This window comes from Yersinia artesiana (assembly GCF_902726545.1).
In the GTDB taxonomy this organism is placed as follows: Bacteria; Pseudomonadota; Gammaproteobacteria; order Enterobacterales; family Enterobacteriaceae; genus Yersinia; species Yersinia artesiana.
The window spans coordinates 1-18,204 of record NZ_CACVAD010000074.1 but is presented as its reverse complement, the minus strand read 5'-3'; the positions used below and the strand labels follow the sequence as shown (position 1 = coordinate 18,204).

Here is an 18,204-nt window from a genome sequence, read left to right as displayed (position 1 = left end):
ATAATACGCAGTAATAACATGAAATTTCATTTATAATACTTATTACGTCATTGTAGATAAGAAGATAAAAGACATAAGCTAACAACAATATAGAGTTTATCAACGAAAAGAGGCAAGGTTACCCCTGCCTCTTACTTATTATATTTTACCTACCGATTTAACAGGCCCCTTTATCCTCCCAGACCTGACTCCAGCCGGTACCATTACCGGTGGTGTCAGTGACGGCTTTATCACCCGGTACCATGTCAGCAGATACCCACCACTTGTTGGTATAAACGCGCCCGTCTTTACTGACCGTGGTCGGTTCACCATAGACCTTCTGCTGCCAGGATGGTGCGCTACACTGCTGTGGTACAATAGGTTTTGACTCAATAACCGTTTCCAGCTTGTCATCAGCCGCCGTATCACATAAGCCCTTATCTTCCCAAACCTTACCCCAACCCGTGCTGTTACCTGTCATGTCAGTTATCGCAGCATCACCCGGAACCATGTCTGCGGATACCCACCACTTATTGGTATACACACGCCCGTCTTTGCTAACCGTGGTAGGGCCTTGATAGATCTTTTCCTGCCAGGCGGTTACGCTGCACTGTGCCAATTTTTCAACGGGTTTTTCCGGTACAACTTCTTCAATAACTTCAACCCCAAGATATTGACTACCATCGTAACTTTCTAAATATTCCCACTTTTCATTACTGGTTTGATTGGTAGGATAATACCAATATGATTCTGTTTTTAAACGGAAATAATCACGAGTACCTGTGTAGTTATTTTCGTATAAATAGAAGGTTCCTGGCGTACCTTTATTTGATGCCTCATCCCAGAGATTAAAATCACCTTCAATTTGGTAACGCTGCTTGATAACAGCATTATAAGCTTCGCGGGGTGATATATTCTCGCCTGCGGTTTTAAATTGTGTCGAACTGGCCAGTCTCATGGCCATATTATTGCTATCCGTTACCGTCACCGGGATTGACAACAGGGCATTTTGTAATGCATTACGCGGTGCCCGGAGGGTAATTTCTTTACCATTATCCGCAATAATTTCAACACCTGCCGGAATATCCCATTGGTAGGTCAGAGTGGATACAGCACGGTTAGTGACCTCTACATATACACTAAATACGTCCCCTGCGTTGACAGTATTCGGTAGACGTACATCACCGGTAATATTTTGCTCGCTCAACGGATAGCTGTCAGCGATATTGCTATCGCTATTAAGCCAAATACTCTTATTTAAAGAAGGTAAATTCATCGCCGTTAGTTGGGCGCTGGTTTCTTGAGTCGGCTTGATACCCCATTTATCGAAAAACGGTATCAGGTTAACGCCTGCAACCCGGCTGGTTTCCAGCAAGAATCGTTGCTGTTTATCATCGTTACTTTTTGGCTGTTCTGCTGGCAGCAGTGTACGGTAACGATCGCCAAGACGTTGGTAGAAATCCTTGCCAAATGCCAAATCCAGTTGCCAGAACATGCCTAAGCGAACAAATACGCCAGCATCTTCATAATGCTTATCTTGCCCATTCAAAAAAGCAGCGATATCATCCCAACGCCCTTCCGATTCCAGACGGGACGTATTACCCAAAGCGCGCTGAACATATAACGATGTCAGGTTAACCGTGGTTTCTCCATCACCATCAAACAGCCATGCTGGCATTTGGTAGTGATGGCCCAATTCATGCCACGGCCCCCAGCCCTCATTTTGTAATTTGTGAGTATTAATGACTTCCGCAATACCAGAAGCTTTACTGCCCAACCAGTAATCAGAGGCCGACATATAGCCTCCCGAATTATCTCTTTTACTGACGAACTGATATTGGAACGGGGTAGCGCGATGTGGGAAGGCTCTCTGCGCGCTAAGCCCGTATTGTTCTTCTGCCAGATCGACAATGCGATCCCACAACACCAAAACACCCTCAGGATCGGTCGCCTGCTTACGCATATCATCAATCGGCATGGTGAGGATCATCCGCTTACCCACCAACTCAGCGAAAGGTGCATCGCCAAACTTCGCTAACTGTGCTTGCCACTCTTCAGCACTATCTTCGCCCAGAATAAAACGTGGCATCGGCTTGCCACCCTCAAGCAGATTAACCGTGATTTCACTGCTACCAGGTATGTTCGTTGCCACAAAATAAATAGGCCCAGTATTCTCGACCTCAATCTCGTTGATACCCTGTTGCAGGGTAACCACCTGATTATCAATACTTGTCGCCTCTCCCTTGATTACGGGCACAATCCATAATTCAGGCAATACATCAATGCTTTCCCCCTGATGCAGGTACTCAATACGCAGGCTATCACCTTTGTTTGCCCAAAAGCCGCTGGATTGTGTAGGGTGAGTCAACATGTGCCGCTTTTGTTGTTTCTTCAAATACACCGGGGAACCATTTTGCACCACGCGAATCTGTCGCGATGCCTCAGCAGCACTATTATTGTTCACCGCGCCTGCTTGCTGAATAGTCGTATTGATCGGGCTATCTGAAACTGCAGCGGATAGCGTTGAAGAGAAACCCAGAGCCAATAATAAGCTAACGGCAATAGGTGTTGTACGTAATACGGGATGCAGCATAAAGCTATCTCCAAATGATATTCAACTCCAACAATAGCTAGATGAAGATTGAATTAAGTTAAGAAAGAATTCGTGAGGAACAAATTCTAACGCATTGATTCTCAACTAAATAATTGGACTAATACAGGGTGTAGAAGAGTCGAAACAAGTCACAAAAAATAAGGGGGATAAGGAGATTTGGCAATATTAATGCCCTGATTCCTGAATAAAAATAAGGAAGTCACAAAAAGTCAGGGAGGCGATAAGCCTCCCAATAATATGTTTTTAAAAATTAACCGGCTAAAAAAAATCTGAATGCCGGATTATTGGTTTCATCATGACAATCGTAGCCCAACGCCGTCAGATGCTGTTCAAATTGTGGTTCAGAGTCCGACAACTCAAAAGCTGCCAGTACCCGACCAAAATCAGTTCCATGGCTACGATAGTGGAACAGAGAGATATTCCAGTGTGTGCCTAAAGTATGCAGGAATTTCAGCAATGCGCCCGGTGATTCCGGGAATTCAAAACTGAACAGCCGCTCGCGCAGTGGCTTGGAAGGACGCCCGCCGACCATATAACGCACATGCAGTTTGGCCATTTCATCATCAGATAAATCCACCACCTGATAACCTTTATCCTGCAATTCAGCCAGGATTTCAGCCCGCTCAGCATAACCACGCGTTAGTCGCACCCCGACGAAAATACAGGCGTTATCGGCATCAGCATATCGGTAGTTGAACTCGGTGACGGAGCGCCCCCCCAGCAACTCACAAAAACGCAGGAAACTGCCTTTTTGCTCCGGGATGGTCACAGCCAGCAGGGCTTCGCGCTGCTCGCCAAGTTCACAGCGCTCTGATACATAACGCAAACCATGGAAGTTGACGTTAGCGCCCGAAAGCACATGGGCCAGACGTTCACCTTGAATATTATGCTGCTGCACATACTTTTTCAGCCCTGCCAGCGCCAAAGCACCTGATGGCTCGGCAATAGCACGCACATCTTCAAATAAATCTTTGACCGCCGCACAAATAGCATCACTGTCGACAGTGATCACTTCGTCCAGATACTCCTGACACAGGCGGAATGGCTCATCACCGATGCGCTTAACCGCAACACCCTCGGCAAACAGCCCGACACGAGCCAGATCGACCGGCTTGCCTGCATCCAGCGCAGCACGCAAACAGGCTGAGTCTTCTGCTTCAACGCCAATCACTTTAATCTGCGGCATCAGTTGCTTGATAAGCACGGCAACACCGGCCACCAGCCCACCACCACCGACCGGAACAAACACCCGGTCAAGATGTGCGTCTTGCTGGAGCAGCTCCATCGCCAGCGTCCCTTGCCCGGCAATCACTGCCGGATGGTCGAACGGCGGCACAAAGGTGTAGCCCTGCAACTGCGACAGTTCAATCGCCTTACCTTTGGCTTCATCGAAATTAGCACCAAACAACAGCACCTCTCCGCCAAAACCACGCACCGCATCCACTTTGATGTCAGCAGTTGCGACCGGCATGACGATCAGCGCTTTAATGCCGAGCTTGCTAGCCGAAAGCGCCACCCCCTGCGCATGATTACCGGCAGAAGCCGTTATCACGCCACAGGCTTTCTGTTCTTCGGTCAGGCTAGCCAACATCGCGTAAGCGCCGCGCAGCTTAAAGCTGTGCACCGGCTGCCGGTCTTCGCGCTTAACCAGAATGGTGTTACCCAAGCGCGAGGAGATTTTTTCCATCACTTGTAGCGGGGTGACTTGCGCCACCTCATACACCGGTGCGCGCAATATCGCCCGCAGATATTCTGCCCCACCGGGGGCAGTTGATAAGGGTTGTGATTCCGCCATGGCTATTAGCCTCCCAGCTTACTTTTGTCGCGCACAGCACCTTTGTCGGCACTGGTTGCCAGTAAGGCGTAAGCACGCAGCGCATAAGAAACCTGACGTTCGCGCGCTTTCGGTGTCCATGCGGCATTCCCGCGCGCTAATTCTGCTTCGCGGCGTGCAGCCAGCTCAGCATCACTGACATCCAGTTTCATAGCGCGGTTTGGAATATCAATATCAATGATGTCGCCGTCTTGCACCAAAGCAATCAGCCCACCGCTGGCGGCTTCCGGCGAAGCATGACCGATAGATAAACCTGAAGTCCCGCCCGAGAAACGGCCATCGGTTAACAACGCACAACTTTTGCCTAATCCCATCGATTTCAGGTAAGTGGTCGGATACAGCATTTCCTGCATCCCTGGCCCGCCTTTCGGCCCTTCGTAGCGGATAACAACCACATCACCCGCAACCACTTTGCCACCCAAAATAGCGGCAACAGCATCATCCTGACTCTCATAGACTTTGGCTGGGCCACGGAAGGTTAAGCTGTCTTTATCCACACCTGCGGTTTTGACGATTGAACCATTCTCTGAAAGATTGCCATACAACACCGCCAAACCACCGTCTTGGCTGTAGGCATGTTCGCGAGTACGAATACAACCCTCTTGGCGGTCGGTATCCAATGAGGGGAAGCGGCAATCCTGTGAGAAGGCTTTCGTGGTACGGATGCCAGCCGGGCCTGCGGAGTACATCTGCTTGACCCCTTCGTCTTTGGTCAGCATTACATCATAGGCTTCCAGCGTTTGTGTCAAGTTCAGCCCCAACACGTTTTTCACTTCGCGGTTCAGCAAGCCAGCGCGGTCCAACTCACCCAAAATCCCCACCACACCACCGGCGCGGTGCACATCTTCCATATGGTATTTCTGTGTACTCGGTGCCACTTTGCACAAATGCGGCACTTTGCGGGACAGACGGTCGATATCGCTGATATCGAAATCAACATCCCCTTCCTGTGCCGCAGCCAGCAGGTGCAGCACGGTATTGGTGGAGCCGCCCATGGCGATATCCAGCGTCATGGCATTTTCAAACGCCGCTTTGTTGGCAATGCTACGCGGCAAGGCGCTGATATCATCTTGTTCGTAATAGCGTTTAGTCAATTCAACAATGTGTTTGCCCGCATCGAGGAACAGTTGCTTACGATCAGCATGGGTTGCCAACAACGAACCATTACCCGGCAACGCCAGTCCCAGCGCCTCATTCAGGCAGTTCATCGAGTTGGCGGTAAACATCCCGGAACAGGAACCGCAGGTTGGGCAAGCGGAGCGCTCAATCTGCTCGCTGTCGGCATCGCTGACATTCGGGTTTGCCCCCTGAATCATGGCATCGACCAGATCCAGCTTGATAATCTTATCGGATAATTTGGTTTTACCGGCTTCCATCGGGCCGCCGGAAACAAAGATCACCGGAATATTCAGGCGCAGAGACGCCATCAGCATCCCTGGGGTAATTTTGTCGCAGTTAGAGATACATACCATGGCATCCGCACAGTGGGCGTTAACCATGTACTCAACGGAGTCGGCAATCAATTCACGTGAAGGCAGTGAATAGAGCATACCGCCGTGGCCCATCGCGATCCCATCATCCACCGCAATAGTGTTGAACTCTTTAGCCACACCGCCAGACGCTTCAATTTGCTCCGCTACCAGCTTTCCTAAGTCGCGCAAATGAACGTGGCCCGGTACAAACTGGGTAAATGAGTTAACTACTGCAATAATCGGTTTGCCGAAGTCATCATCGGTCATACCGGTTGCGCGCCACAATGCGCGGGCGCCAGCCATATTGCGGCCATGGGTGGTGGTATGGGAACGGTACTTAGGCATTGTCTCTTCACTCCAGATTTTTGTATTGCAAATCAATTTGTTGTTGCAGATATAACCTGTTGCAGGTGGCGAACGAACCACCTGCTGATCCTGTCTGTCAGTATTTATTATTGATTGATCGGATCCAACCAGCCCCATTTGTCCTCGGTTTCACCGGTGAACAGGCCAAAGAATGCTTGTTGAATTTTGCCCGTGATCGGGCCACGTTTACCAATACCCACCTGAATACCATCTACGCTACGCACTGGGGTGATTTCTGCCGCAGTACCTGACATAAAGACTTCATCCGCCAGATAGAGAGATTCACGTGACAGCACTTGCTCACGCACTTCTAACCCCATATCTTTCGCCAGTTTGATAATCGCATCACGGGTAATACCCGGCAAAGCAGAAGAGGTGAACGGCGGCGTGAACAGGATGCCATCTTTCACTTCAAACAGGTTTTCACCCGCCCCTTCAGACAGGAAGCCATGGATATCCAGTGCAATCCCTTCCTGATAACCGTGGCGACGTGCTTCACTGCCCACCAGCAAGGAAGAGAGGTAATTACCACCGGCTTTAGCCGCAGTTGGAATGGTGTTTGGTGCCACACGGTTCCATGAAGACACCATCGCATCAATACCTTGCTCCAGCGCTTCGGCACCCAAATAAGCACCCCATGGGAAAGCAGCAATAATCACGTCCGTTTTATAGCCATCTGGCGGGTTCACACCCATGCCGACATCACCGATAAATACCAACGGACGAATATAGGCGCTGGTCAGATTGTTTTTACGCAGTGTTGCGCGGCAAGCCTCCATTAGCTCATCAACAGACTGGGAAACTGGCATACGGTAAATTTTGGCTGAGTCATGCAGACGCTGCATGTGTTCGCGGTGACGGAAAACTACCGGCCCTTTGTGAGATTCGTAGCAACGGACACCTTCGAAGACTGACGTGCCGTAGTGTAACGCGTGAGACATCACATGAACTTTCGCCTCTGCCCACGGAACCATTTCACCGTTAAACCAAATAAAATCAGCTTTCTTCGTCATTCTTTTCTTTCCTTGTGGCGCATCAGGCGCGTATCTGTAATGTATTAGGTTGTAGGATCTCGACGCAGGCGACATCCATAAGTTTACTCAGCTGAGAAGACAGTAAATCGACAGGTCGCCCGCTGGCAACGGTCAATTCAATATTAATATTCTCGTCATTAGTCATTGGTGACATATTCATAGCACAAACTTGAAAACCGCGGTGCCGCACAACCCGCAATACACGCTCTAACATCTCAGGGCGGAAGCGGGCTTGGATAGAGAGTTGATGTTGCATCATGAGATTTTCTCCAGCATGGTTTCATTACCTGCGCCTGGCGGCACTAACGGCCAAACGTTTTCGAGTTCGTCGATGGAAACCTGGAGCAGATAAGGGCCTTCGCTGTTAAACAGCGCATCCAGAGCGGCGTCGACTTGGTCTTTACGGGTGATACGTTGGCCGGGGATATTGAAAGCACTGGCCAGTGTGATGAAATCGGGGTTATCAGAAAGATTGGTTTCGCTATATCGTCCATCAAAAAACAGTTGCTGCCACTGTCGAACCATTCCCAATCGCTGGTTATCCAACAACACGATTTTCAGCGGCAACTGTTTTCGTTTTATCGTGCCCAACTCCTGAACATTCATCATAAACGAGCCGTCACCAGAGACACAGATAACCATATCATCTGGACGGGCCATTTGTGCGCCAACCGCAGCGGGTACGCCAAAGCCCATGGTGCCCAAACCACTCGAGGTGATGAAATTCTCAGGGCGGGTAAAGTTCATATGCTGCGCCGTCCACATCTGGTGCTGCCCCACGTCGGTGGTGACTACCGTCTGTGGCGCTTTGCGATCAGAAATCTGCTTAAGCAATAACGGGGCATAAATCGCCTGACCGGGGTGGTCATAACGCCAGCTATGCTGTTGTTTTAAGGCCATAACTTCATCACGCCACGGTTGGATATTCAGTGGCTGCTGCAAAGCAGGCAGCAACACTTTCAAATCCCCTTGCAACGCAACATGCACCTGACGCAATTTACCCAGTTCAGCCGGGTCGATATCCATATGGATAACTTTGGCTTTCGCGGCGAATGTATTCAGCTTGCCAGTGACGCGATCATCAAAACGCGCGCCTATGGCTATCAATAAATCACAATCCTGCACCGCAAAGTTTGCCGCTTTAGTGCCGTGCATTCCCAACATTCCCAAATAGCAGGGGTGATCAGTATCTGGTGCGCCCAAACCTTTCAGGGTCGCCACCGCAGGAATACCGGTCACGTCGATAAATTCGCGTAACGCCGGAACTGCCTGCGCCATACCCACACCGCCACCAACATACAGCATCGGTTTTTGAGCCGCGGCCAACATGTCACTGGCTTGTTGTAATTCAGCAGCAGAATCAACCAAGTGTTCTTCGACTGGCATCAAATGCGGGGTCAACTCCCCGACAGCCAACTGAATATCTTTTGGAATATCGATTAACACAGGCCCTGGGCGGCCACTGGTGGCGATAGCAAAAGCTTCAGCCATGATACCTGGCAGCGCATCTAATGATTCAACCAAAAAACTGTGTTTGGTACAGGCCAGAGACAGACCAAGAACATCAATCTCCTGAAAAGCATCGGTGCCGATTAACGCGGAGCCGACCTGACCGGTGATGGCGATAACCGGTACAGAATCAAGCAAAGCATCAGCCAAACCGGTGATCAGATTAGTGGCTCCGGGGCCAGAAGTGGCGATACACACCCCAACTTTACCGGTTGCTCGCGCATAACCAATAGCGGCAATAGCAGCGCCCTGCTCATGGCGGCAGAGCAGATGCTCGACACCACCATCATACAAAGCATCATAGACGGGCATAATCGCTCCACCCGGATAGCCGAATACCGTATCAACACCCTGCGCACGCAACGCTTGAACCACCCACTGAGCACCATTCATAGTTATTTCCCCGACCTTTTGCGGGAGGCACAGGATTTTATTCTGTTGTGCATTTTATGTTCCTCGCGTCTTTTAACGTACTAATAAAAAAACCCCCGGACCTTTCGGTGCGGGGGTTCTCTTGAGATTAAGGCTTGATTTTTATGCCTTTATTCGTCCAAGTGCAGCCCCGCACGGTGGGATAATAATCACCACCACGCTAATTAGGACTAGGTTAATCACTTGGACAATCGCTTTCATAATTAGGTTGTTCATCTGTCTAGTGTCGAACGAATACCTACAGAGTTATCACAGTTATTACTTACCTGACAATATTTATTTAAATTATTATTTTGCGATCGCGAATGTAAAACGCAATAAATATATTATTTATCAATCATTAAAACCCGCATCGACACTTTGGTCTTTTTTCTGCGCGCTGCTCCGCAATTTTTAATTTTGATACTTCCATTGCAACGAAATCTCGCGTGCTCTTTCGCAAATCAACCCTTTTCCTCGGCATTGAAATAAATCCTCGGGCACTCTGTCGCAACATCCCACATCAGGAACGCATTACGGCGAAGGAAAGCACTATGTCACTGGCAATAATTCATACCCGCGCCACATTAGGTATTCAGGCTCCCCCGGTCACAGTTGAAGTTCATATTAGTAATGGGTTGCCGGGGCTAGTCTTGGTGGGGCTACCGGAAACCACAGTAAAAGAGGCTCGTGACAGAGTTCGTAGCGCATTAATCAACAGCGGCTTCACCTTTCCGGCTAAACGAATCACTGTCAGTCTGGCACCGGCAGATTTGCCCAAAGAAGGGGGTCGTTACGATCTCCCTATCGCTTTAGCGATATTGGCCGCGTCAGAACAGATTCCCGCGGATAAATTAGCGCACTATGAGTTCTTGGGTGAACTCGCCTTGTCAGGGGCGCTAAGGCGCGTTAGCGGCGCAATTTCAGCCGCACTCGCCAGCAGTCAGGCCCAGCGCCAGTTAATTTTGCCCTCAGAGAACAGTCTTGAAATTGGGTTAATTGCACAAAGCAACAGCAAGGTTGCCGATCATTTATTGGCAGTGTGCGGTTTTTTACAAGGCGAAAATACACTCGCACAGGGTCAACGCCTTGAAATCACTCAAGATTGTGACAATAGCCTCGACCTACAAGATATCATCGGCCAACCACAAGCCAAACGGGCGCTAGAGATAGCCGCAGCCGGTGGACATAACCTGCTACTACTTGGGCCACCGGGTACAGGGAAAACCATGCTGGCAAATCGGTTAACCGGCTTACTACCACCATTGACCGATCAAGAAGCACTTGAGGCGGCGGCCATTAATGGCTTGTCACACAGTAATGAACTGCCTGCCCAATGGCGCTGTCGGGCTTTTCGCGCACCACATCACAGCGCATCGATGGCCGCTCTCATTGGCGGAGGGTCGATTCCTCGCCCCGGTGAAATATCACTGGCACACAATGGTGTGCTTTTTCTGGACGAACTGCCGGAGTTTGAGCGTCGGGTATTGGATTCATTGCGTGAGCCATTGGAATCGGGGGAAATTATCATTTCCCGATCGGCTGCCAAAGTCTGTTTCCCTGCCAGAGTGCAGTTAATTGCCGCAATGAACCCTAGCCCCAGCGGCCATTATCAAGGCATCCATAATCGAGCACCACCACAACAAGTGTTGCGCTATCTGGCAAAGTTGTCTGGCCCATTTTTGGATCGATTTGACTTATCGATAGAAGTGCCATTACTCCCCGCAGGCATGCTGGGAACACAAAAACATCAGGGAGAAAATAGCAAAACTGTCAGGCAACGGGTGTTGCAAGCCAGAGAAAGACAATTGGAGAGAGCCGGGAAGATAAACACGCAACTTAGCAGCCAAGAGATAGCTGAATATTGTCATTTAACCCCTGAAAATGCAGTTTTTCTTGAACAGGTTCTACTGAAACTTGGGCTATCAGTGCGCGCATGGCACCATATTTTAAAAGTGGCAAGAACCATTGCGGATCTAGCTTTGGAAGATAATATTCAAAAAAATCATCTTTCAGAAGCGCTGAGCTATCGTTGTATGGACCGGTTGCTTTCACAGTTGCACAAAAGCCTAATGTAAAAAAGGGAACCGAAGCTCCCTTTTTAACCACGATACTTATACCCAATATCATTGAAGCCGCGAGCCTATGATTCCAGCTCCCTGCGGCTCTAAGAACAGGGTACTAGTCGTCGCTATCGGTGTAATCTTCCACCGCGTCCATCTGTGGCTTGCCGCCAGACAGCGTATGGAAACGTTTAGGACGACGAGTCCGGGTCACATATTTGGACCAGACTTTTTCCTCAGCGCTGACTGGTTCACGCTCGCCGCGGCAAACAGCAACAAACAACTGTTCTTCTTCCGTTGCAGGCTGACGTTTTCCGAGATCGAGTTCGTTGAAGGCATAACCGTGGCGCTCTAGTAATTGCGCCTCTTTAATGGTGAAATCGCCGTGACGCGAGAACCCGCGAGGATAATGTTTATTATCAAAAAAACGATTGGTCGTGATGAAGCTATCCGCCATCTGACACGCTCCTAATTCTCTCATGGTCGTGCTGTTTATGGCGCGGAGTATTAGATAGGCTTGACATCGTGTAAAACAAAACATTTAAATCTTAACGACAAAAAAAATTGGAGATGGGTGTGGATACCGAATTACTGAAAACCTTTTTGGAGGTCAGTAGAACTCGCCACTTTGGTCGCGCAGCTGAATCTTTGTACTTAACGCAGTCGGCGGTGAGTTTTCGTATCCGTCAGTTGGAAAATCAATTAGGTGCAAATTTATTCACTCGCCATCGCAATAATATTCGTCTGACCCCGGCAGGCGAGCGGCTACTGCCTTATGCCGAAACACTGATGAGTACCTGGCAGTTGGCCAAAAAGGAGGTTGTACACTCGCTGCAACACACTGAATTATCTATTGGTGCAACCGCGTCACTTTGGGAGGCTTACCTCACCCCGTGGTTGCAACAGCTCTATAAACAACGAGAAGCATTACGCCTTGAAGCACGTATTGCACTGCGCCAATCACTGGTGAAGCAGTTGCACGAACGGCAACTGGATTTATTGATAACGACCGAACCCCCTAAAATGGATGAGTTGGCCAGCCTACTGTTAGGGCATTTTTCATTGCGTTTGTTCTACTCAGTTTCCTTTGAATTATCGGAAAAAACTGACGATGAAACCGAGCATAAAAATGCAAATGAAGCACCCTATATCAAACTTGAATGGGGGGCGGATTTTCATCAGCAAGAAAGCCGTTTACTCAATAGCGAGCAGATGCCGGTGCTGACCACGACGTCAGCCCATTTAACCCGGCAATTGTTGGACACTACCGGCGGTTGTGCTTTTCTGCCAGAACATTGGCAAAAGGAATATCCCGAATTGGTCGTTAATACCGATATACCGCCTATCGTGCGGCCACTGTATGCCGTTTGGTTGCAAAACAGTGACCAGCAAACATTAATTCGACAGTTATTAAAAACGCCTATGAATAACGCCGCTCAAAGCGCTATACGGGATTAAGTGGGGGCGACTGAGGGCGAGCACGGCGATTCAAATAAAAAGCACTCATCGCCTTCTGAATGGCAATAAAGCTAAATAACAGAATTCCGATGACAATCTTGGTCCACCATGAACTGAGCGTGCCATCAAAAGTGATGTAACTCTGTATCAGGCCTTGAATCAGGACACCAAACAGAGTGCCGAAAACCGTACCAATACCGCCGGTGAGCAGTGTGCCACCAATCACGACAGCAGCAATCGCATCCAACTCAACACCGCTGGCCGCCAATGCATAACCTGCGGAAGTGTAGAGGGAGAACACTATCCCTGACAGAGCAGCCAGAGTGCTTGATAGCATATATATTTTTATCGTCGTTTGTCTGACTGGAACCCCCATCAGAGCGGCTGAAACACTGTTACCCCCAATGGCGTAAACGTTATGACCAAAGCGAGTACGGTGGGCCAGCAAAATACCAAACGCCACAACCAATAGCATAATCAAAGCGAGTAGTGTAAATCGCCCGCCCCCCGGAACTTTCCAGGCATAATTTGCCAGCGTGCTATAAATCGGGTGATCAATGGGAATGGACTCTTCAGACACAATAAAGCTCATCCCGCGGACAAAAAACATCCCAGCAAGAGTAATGATAAATGCGGGGAGTTTCAGGGAGTCAATAATCCAACCCATGAGCGCCCCAAACATCGCCCCCATCACTAAGACGATGGCGAAAGCATACATTGGGTGAATACCATAAGTACCTATTAGTTTTGCCAATAACACGCCCGTAAACGCAATTACTGAGCCGACAGATAAATCAATGCCGCCGGATAAGATAACAAAAGTCATACCCACAGCAACAATGCCCAAAAAGGCATTATCAGTCAGTAAGTCACACCAAACGCGGGTGGAAGAAAAACTGGGAAATTGACTGAGACAAAAGGCATATCCCAGAATAAAAACGGCGATAGTAATCAGCAAAGGAATATTACGCTTTAACATTATTTTCGCCTCCGGAAGATATGGCTCAATGAGATCATCGGTGACTGCACCACCAATACGGCTAACACCACAATGGCTTTAAGAACCAGATTGAATTCCGGTTGATAACCTGACAGCAAAATCCCAGTATTCATACCCTGAATAATCAAAGCACCAATCACTGAGAGCAAAAGATTAAAACGCCCGCCCATCAGGGATGCGCCGCCAATGACCACTGCCAAAATGGCATCCAACTCCAACCATAAACCAGCATTATTAGCATCTGCGCCCCGGATATCGGCGGTCACGATAATGCCCGCAACCGCAGCACAGATACCGCAAATCACATATACAGAGATCAACACCAAGCGGGTACTGACTCCAGCATTACGCGCTGAACGCAAGTTGATGCCGACAGACTCAATAAATAACCCCAGTGCCGTTTTGCGCGTCAATAGCCACACAATAATCAGCATGCTAAATGCGATGACCACAGACATTGGCATATACAGCAAGGTGCTGCTGCCTAACTCTGCCAACCCACCGCTATCAAATGTAACAATCTGGCCTTCAGTAATAAGTTGGGCGATTCCACGCCCTGCGACCATTAACATCAAGGTGGCGACAATCGGTTGAATTTGTAATACCGCCACTAAAAATCCGTTCCATAATCCACACAGCGCGCCAACGGCGAGTGCGGCAACCAACACAGTAAAGAAAGGGTGACCAGCGCTAGTGAGTGTCGCTGCGGTGGCACCAGCGATAGCCATCACCGCGCCAACTGATAAATCAATCCCCCCAGTTGCGATCACTAAAGTCATTCCCAGTGCCAATAACGCAACGGGTGCACCTCGGTTTAAAATATCAATGACACTGCCAAACAGTCGGCCATCCTGGATATGAATTGAGAAAAAGTGTGGAGCAACCAAGCTATCAATCAATAAAATGACTATCAGTGCACCAAATTGTGTGGCACCTTTCGGCAAGACCCATTTCACTTTGCGCGGACTTTGCGGCATAGATAGGCTCCTGTTTCCCATGTGGTCGCTCCTTATTGCACCGCGATCGCCTGCATGATGGCAGGGACAGAAATCTCATCGTGACCGAGTTGTGCAATATGCCGACGATCTCGTAGCACGATGATACGATCGGCATAACCTGCCAATTCCTCTAATTCGGAAGAGATAATTAATAGCGCCAGCCCCTCATCACACAGCTTTTCGATTAAGCGAATAATCTCGGCATGCGCCCCCACATCAATGCCCCGGGTCGGTTCATCTAAAATTAGAAAACGAGGTTTTGTCGCAAGCCAGCGGGCTAATAATACTTTTTGCTGGTTTCCACCAGAGAGATATTGAATTTGCTGCTCAGGGCCTGGAGTGCGAATACCTAATTGCTGGATAAAATCCTCTGCAATTTGGGTTTGTTCACGTATGGAAATTGGCCTCAACCACCCACGCTGAGCCTGTAAGGCCAAAATAATATTTTCTCGTACCGTTGCAGCTCCCACAATGCCGTCAGTTTTACGATCTTCCGGGCAATAACCAAAACCATATTTCGACGCTTTCCGTGGCGTTCTAATCTTAACCGGTTTACCCTGAATTTTGGCTTCGCCAGTATCAGGTGTGGTGACACCGAAAATTAACTGTGCTGTTTCCGTGCGACCCGAGCCTAATAGCCCGGCCAGACCGACTATTTCCCCAGGAGAAACTGATAAATCGAAGTTCTCCACGACACCTCGCCGACTATAGTTTTTGAATTCAACTAATGGATTGCTTACCGCAATATTATGTTCACCACGTTTTAATAATTGTTCGTCAAAGCTATGGCCTAGCATCATCTGAACCAATTCAATGCGAGGAAGTTCTGTAGTGTTTTTTGTGCCGACGAGCTTGCCATTACGCAAAACAGTAATACGGTCACTGATCCGATAGACTTGATCGAGAAAGTGAGTCACAAAAACCATGCCAATGCCTTGATCACGCAGTTGTCGCAAAATATCCAATAACATACTGACTTCTTTGGCATCCAAACTTGCCGTCGGCTCATCAAGTATCAATACCTTAGCGGAGAGATCAACTGCCCGAGCAATCGCGACAATCTGTTGTATTGCAATAGAGAAATCAGCCAAAGGCCGCTGAACATCCAGCTCCAGACCATAGCCTTTCAGTAATTTTGTTGCTTGTTGATTCATCGCGCGATGATCAATTAATCCCCAACGCAATGGTTCACGGCCAATAAATAGATTTGCTGCAATAGAGATATTGGGGAGTAAATTGACCTCTTGATAAACTGTACCAATACCCTTTTTTTGGGCATCTGCTGTATCAATAGGACAAATGGCTACACCATCTAAATAGACTTCGCCAGCGGCCCGCTTATAGACCCCGGTTAATGCTTTAATTAACGTCGATTTTCCTGCGCCATTCTCGCCCAGCAAAGCCACAACTTCACCGCGCTGCAAAGAGAAATCCACAGAATCCAATGCCTTAACACCAGGAAATTCAACTGACAAACCACGGACTTCTAGCAGTGTTTCCATCAGATGTACCCACGTTCAAAAAACGACCCAGAGATTGCCCAAATACAGGTGACGAAAGCAGGCGGGACAAATCCCGCCTTTTAAATCAATAACCCAGGCTCTTCTTGGATTCATATTCCTGTTTAGCAGTATCTGGCTGTAATAGGCGTGATTCTGTCTGGATAAACTTAGGCGGTTGGGTGCCATCTTTCTTCAATGCAATTAATGCATCAAAAGCTGGGCCGGCCATATTCGGTGTTAATTCAACGGTGGCATTTGCCTCACCACTGCTCATTGCTTTGAAGATATCTGGAACACCATCGATAGAGACAATTTTGATTTCGGAGCCAGGTTTCAAACCCGCTTCTTTAATAGCTTGAATGGCACCAATTGCCATATCATCGTTATGCGCATAAACGGCACAGATATTTTTGCCGTTTTGCTCTGCTTTAATAAAGCTCTCCATAACCTCTTTGCCTTTACTGCGTGTAAAATCCCCTGATTGAGAGCGAATTATTTTCACGTTAGGTGCAGAGGCAATTCCATCAGCAAAACCTTTTTTGCGGTTAATTGCCACACTGGAACCGACCGTGCCTTGGAGTTCAACCACATTGCAGGGTTTACCTGCCACATCTTTCAACAGCCATTCACCTGCAACCTTACCTTCATATACGCTGTCCGAAGCCACTGCCGCTGTATATAAAGAGGGATCATTCACCTCAATCATACGATCAAGCAGGAATACCGGGATTTTGGCTTCTTTTGCTTCTTGTAACACTGGTGTCCAACCAGTTGCCACCACAGGAGCAATAAAAATGGCATCAACACCTTGTGCAATAAACGATCTGACAGCTTTGATTTGGTTTTCTTGTTTTTGCTGAGCATCCGCGATTTTTAATGTTATTCCGCGCTTCTCCGCTTCTTGTTTAGAAACCTTAGTCTCCGCAGAGCGCCAACCGGACTCTGAACCAATTTGAGAAAAACCCACGACTAACGGAGCTGCCTGGGCTGCACTACACATTGCTGCTGTCACAGCAGCTGCTAACAGTAAACGCCTGTACATATTTATCTCCTCACTTGCCATCGTCGAGCCGCTGATTCATTACCATTCCAAAGAACAGTGAATATGATCATTCAGAACATTGATCGCCCTGAATTTCGGCCAATTTGCAGATAATGTGGTTCTCAAAATACATGATGTTTTTTAAGGTGAGCTTCCTGATAGCTAAAATGTTAATTAGTTTTAGTACATTTTGTAAAAGTAATAATGAGCAGCATCACACCATAGAATAACAATCATTTTGTACATAAATTCAGCTGAATAGGCATAGATTGGGAACGTTACCTTTCTATAGGGCAGCAGGATTTTAATAAAAAATATGACTAATAAGAGTGGTTAGTGAAGCAGTGGCAATTGGTGAGTTGACAGGATAAATGGAGATTTCTGATGTGAAATTCAAATAGATGTTAACTAAAACGGGGGGATAATACACAAAGAGGGTCAGATAATATGTATGAAAATCGGACTAAACGGTTATTTTCGACATAAAAAAACCCCTCGCTTTCGCGAAGGGTTATTTATATGGCAGGGGCGGAGAGACTCGAACTCGCGACACCCGGTTTTGGAGACCGGTGCTCTACCAACTGAGCTACGCCCCTAAATAACGCTTAACATTATGCCTGCTAAAATAAGCAGGCATAATTTAAATAAGTGGCGGAACGGACGGGGCTCGAACCCGCGACCCCCTGCGTGACAGGCAGGTATTCTAACCAACTGAACTACCGCTCCACCGATTCTTTTACGTGTATCTTCCTGATACCCATCCTTTACAGGACCAGCGCTCCTCGCTGTGCAAAACCGCTCATGACGATTTTGTCAGTTACCAGATGTCATTCTGATAACTCGTGTTTGATGCCTGGCAGTGTCCTACTCTCGCATGGGGAGACCCCACACTACCATCGGCGCTACGGCGTTTCACTTCTGA

Annotated in this window: 14 protein-coding genes and 2 tRNA genes; 2 read left to right on the top strand and 14 right to left on the bottom strand. The window is 48.3% G+C overall.

The genetic code is table 11. The features are described 5' to 3' along the window. Window positions 1–157: 157 nt before the first annotated feature. The 7 genes from HU019_RS18865 to ilvL all read right to left on the bottom strand — a co-directional run bounded on the left by HU019_RS18865 (window position 158) and on the right by ilvL (window position 9,441). Complete coding sequence (locus tag HU019_RS18865) at window positions 158–2,572, bottom strand: M60 family metallopeptidase (protein ID WP_174850082.1); 2,415 nt, start codon at window positions 2,570–2,572, stop codon at window positions 158–160. Between the two features lie 271 nt (window positions 2,573–2,843). Then, on the bottom strand, window positions 2,844–4,388 hold the full coding sequence (gene ilvA / locus HU019_RS18860; protein WP_174850083.1) for a threonine ammonia-lyase, biosynthetic: 1,545 nt from the start codon (window positions 4,386–4,388) through the stop codon (window positions 2,844–2,846). 5 nt (window positions 4,389–4,393) lie between these two features. Beyond that, window positions 4,394–6,244: a dihydroxy-acid dehydratase gene (gene ilvD / locus HU019_RS18855; protein WP_174850084.1), complete on the bottom strand. Its 1,851-nt coding sequence runs from the start codon at window positions 6,242–6,244 to the stop codon at window positions 4,394–4,396. 107 nt (window positions 6,245–6,351) lie between these two features. Then, a complete protein-coding gene (locus HU019_RS18850) occupies window positions 6,352–7,278 on the bottom strand; it encodes a branched-chain amino acid transaminase (RefSeq protein ID WP_174850085.1) in 927 nt (308 codons plus the stop codon). A 22-nt stretch (window positions 7,279–7,300) separates the two neighbouring features. Beyond that, window positions 7,301–7,558 carry an acetolactate synthase 2 small subunit gene (ilvM, locus tag HU019_RS18845; protein WP_049614673.1) on the bottom strand — a complete coding sequence of 86 codons (258 nt, stop codon included), beginning with the start codon at window positions 7,556–7,558 and terminating at the stop codon, window positions 7,301–7,303. Beyond that, on the bottom strand, window positions 7,555–9,201 hold the full coding sequence (ilvG, locus tag HU019_RS18840) for an acetolactate synthase 2 catalytic subunit (RefSeq protein ID WP_174850086.1): 1,647 nt from the start codon (window positions 9,199–9,201) through the stop codon (window positions 7,555–7,557). The genes ilvM and ilvG overlap by 4 nt, the downstream gene beginning before the upstream one ends. Window positions 9,202–9,342: 141 nt before the next feature. Continuing rightward, on the bottom strand, window positions 9,343–9,441 hold the full coding sequence (gene ilvL / locus HU019_RS18835; protein WP_071817873.1) for an ilv operon leader peptide: 99 nt from the start codon (window positions 9,439–9,441) through the stop codon (window positions 9,343–9,345). Window positions 9,442–9,773: 332 nt separating this feature from the next. Here ilvL and HU019_RS18830 point away from each other — a divergent pair, with 332 nt between their 5' ends. Beyond that, window positions 9,774–11,297 carry a YifB family Mg chelatase-like AAA ATPase gene (locus HU019_RS18830; protein ID WP_174850087.1) on the top strand — a complete coding sequence of 508 codons (1,524 nt, stop codon included), beginning with the start codon at window positions 9,774–9,776 and terminating at the stop codon, window positions 11,295–11,297. A gap of 103 nt (window positions 11,298–11,400) precedes the next feature. Here HU019_RS18830 and HU019_RS18825 read toward each other — a convergent pair whose 3' ends face one another. Then, a complete protein-coding gene (locus HU019_RS18825; protein ID WP_050116482.1) occupies window positions 11,401–11,739 on the bottom strand; it encodes a MaoP family protein in 339 nt (112 codons plus the stop codon). A gap of 119 nt (window positions 11,740–11,858) precedes the next feature. On the opposite strand from HU019_RS18825, the gene hdfR reads away from it, so the two are divergent. Further along, the gene (gene hdfR / locus HU019_RS18820; protein ID WP_174850088.1) at window positions 11,859–12,740 is read left to right on the top strand and encodes an HTH-type transcriptional regulator HdfR; all 882 of its coding nucleotides are present in this window, start codon (window positions 11,859–11,861) and stop codon (window positions 12,738–12,740) included. Here hdfR and yjfF read toward each other — a convergent pair. From yjfF to HU019_RS18790, 6 genes are all read right to left on the bottom strand, one after another. Further along, window positions 12,727–13,719 carry a galactofuranose ABC transporter, permease protein YjfF gene (gene yjfF, locus HU019_RS18815; protein WP_075338196.1) on the bottom strand — a complete coding sequence of 331 codons (993 nt, stop codon included), beginning with the start codon at window positions 13,717–13,719 and terminating at the stop codon, window positions 12,727–12,729. The two genes, hdfR and yjfF, sit on opposite strands and share 14 nt — an antisense overlap. After that, on the bottom strand, window positions 13,719–14,738 hold the full coding sequence (gene ytfT, locus HU019_RS18810; RefSeq protein WP_320407011.1) for a galactofuranose ABC transporter, ATP-binding protein YtfT: 1,020 nt from the start codon (window positions 14,736–14,738) through the stop codon (window positions 13,719–13,721). The genes yjfF and ytfT overlap by 1 nt, the downstream gene beginning before the upstream one ends. 11 nt (window positions 14,739–14,749) lie before the next feature. After that, window positions 14,750–16,240 (bottom strand): galactofuranose ABC transporter, ATP-binding protein YtfR, encoded by a 1,491-nt coding sequence (gene ytfR / locus HU019_RS18805; protein ID WP_174850090.1) that lies wholly within the window; start codon window positions 16,238–16,240, stop codon window positions 14,750–14,752. An 85-nt stretch (window positions 16,241–16,325) separates the two neighbouring features. Beyond that, complete coding sequence (gene ytfQ / locus HU019_RS18800; RefSeq protein WP_174850091.1) at window positions 16,326–17,282, bottom strand: galactofuranose ABC transporter, galactofuranose-binding protein YtfQ; 957 nt, start codon at window positions 17,280–17,282, stop codon at window positions 16,326–16,328. A 520-nt stretch (window positions 17,283–17,802) separates the two neighbouring features. Continuing rightward, window positions 17,803–17,878 (bottom strand) — tRNA-Trp (locus HU019_RS18795). A 53-nt stretch (window positions 17,879–17,931) separates the two neighbouring features. Beyond that, window positions 17,932–18,008: transfer RNA gene (locus HU019_RS18790), tRNA-Asp, on the bottom strand. Window positions 18,009–18,204 lie beyond the last annotated feature (196 nt).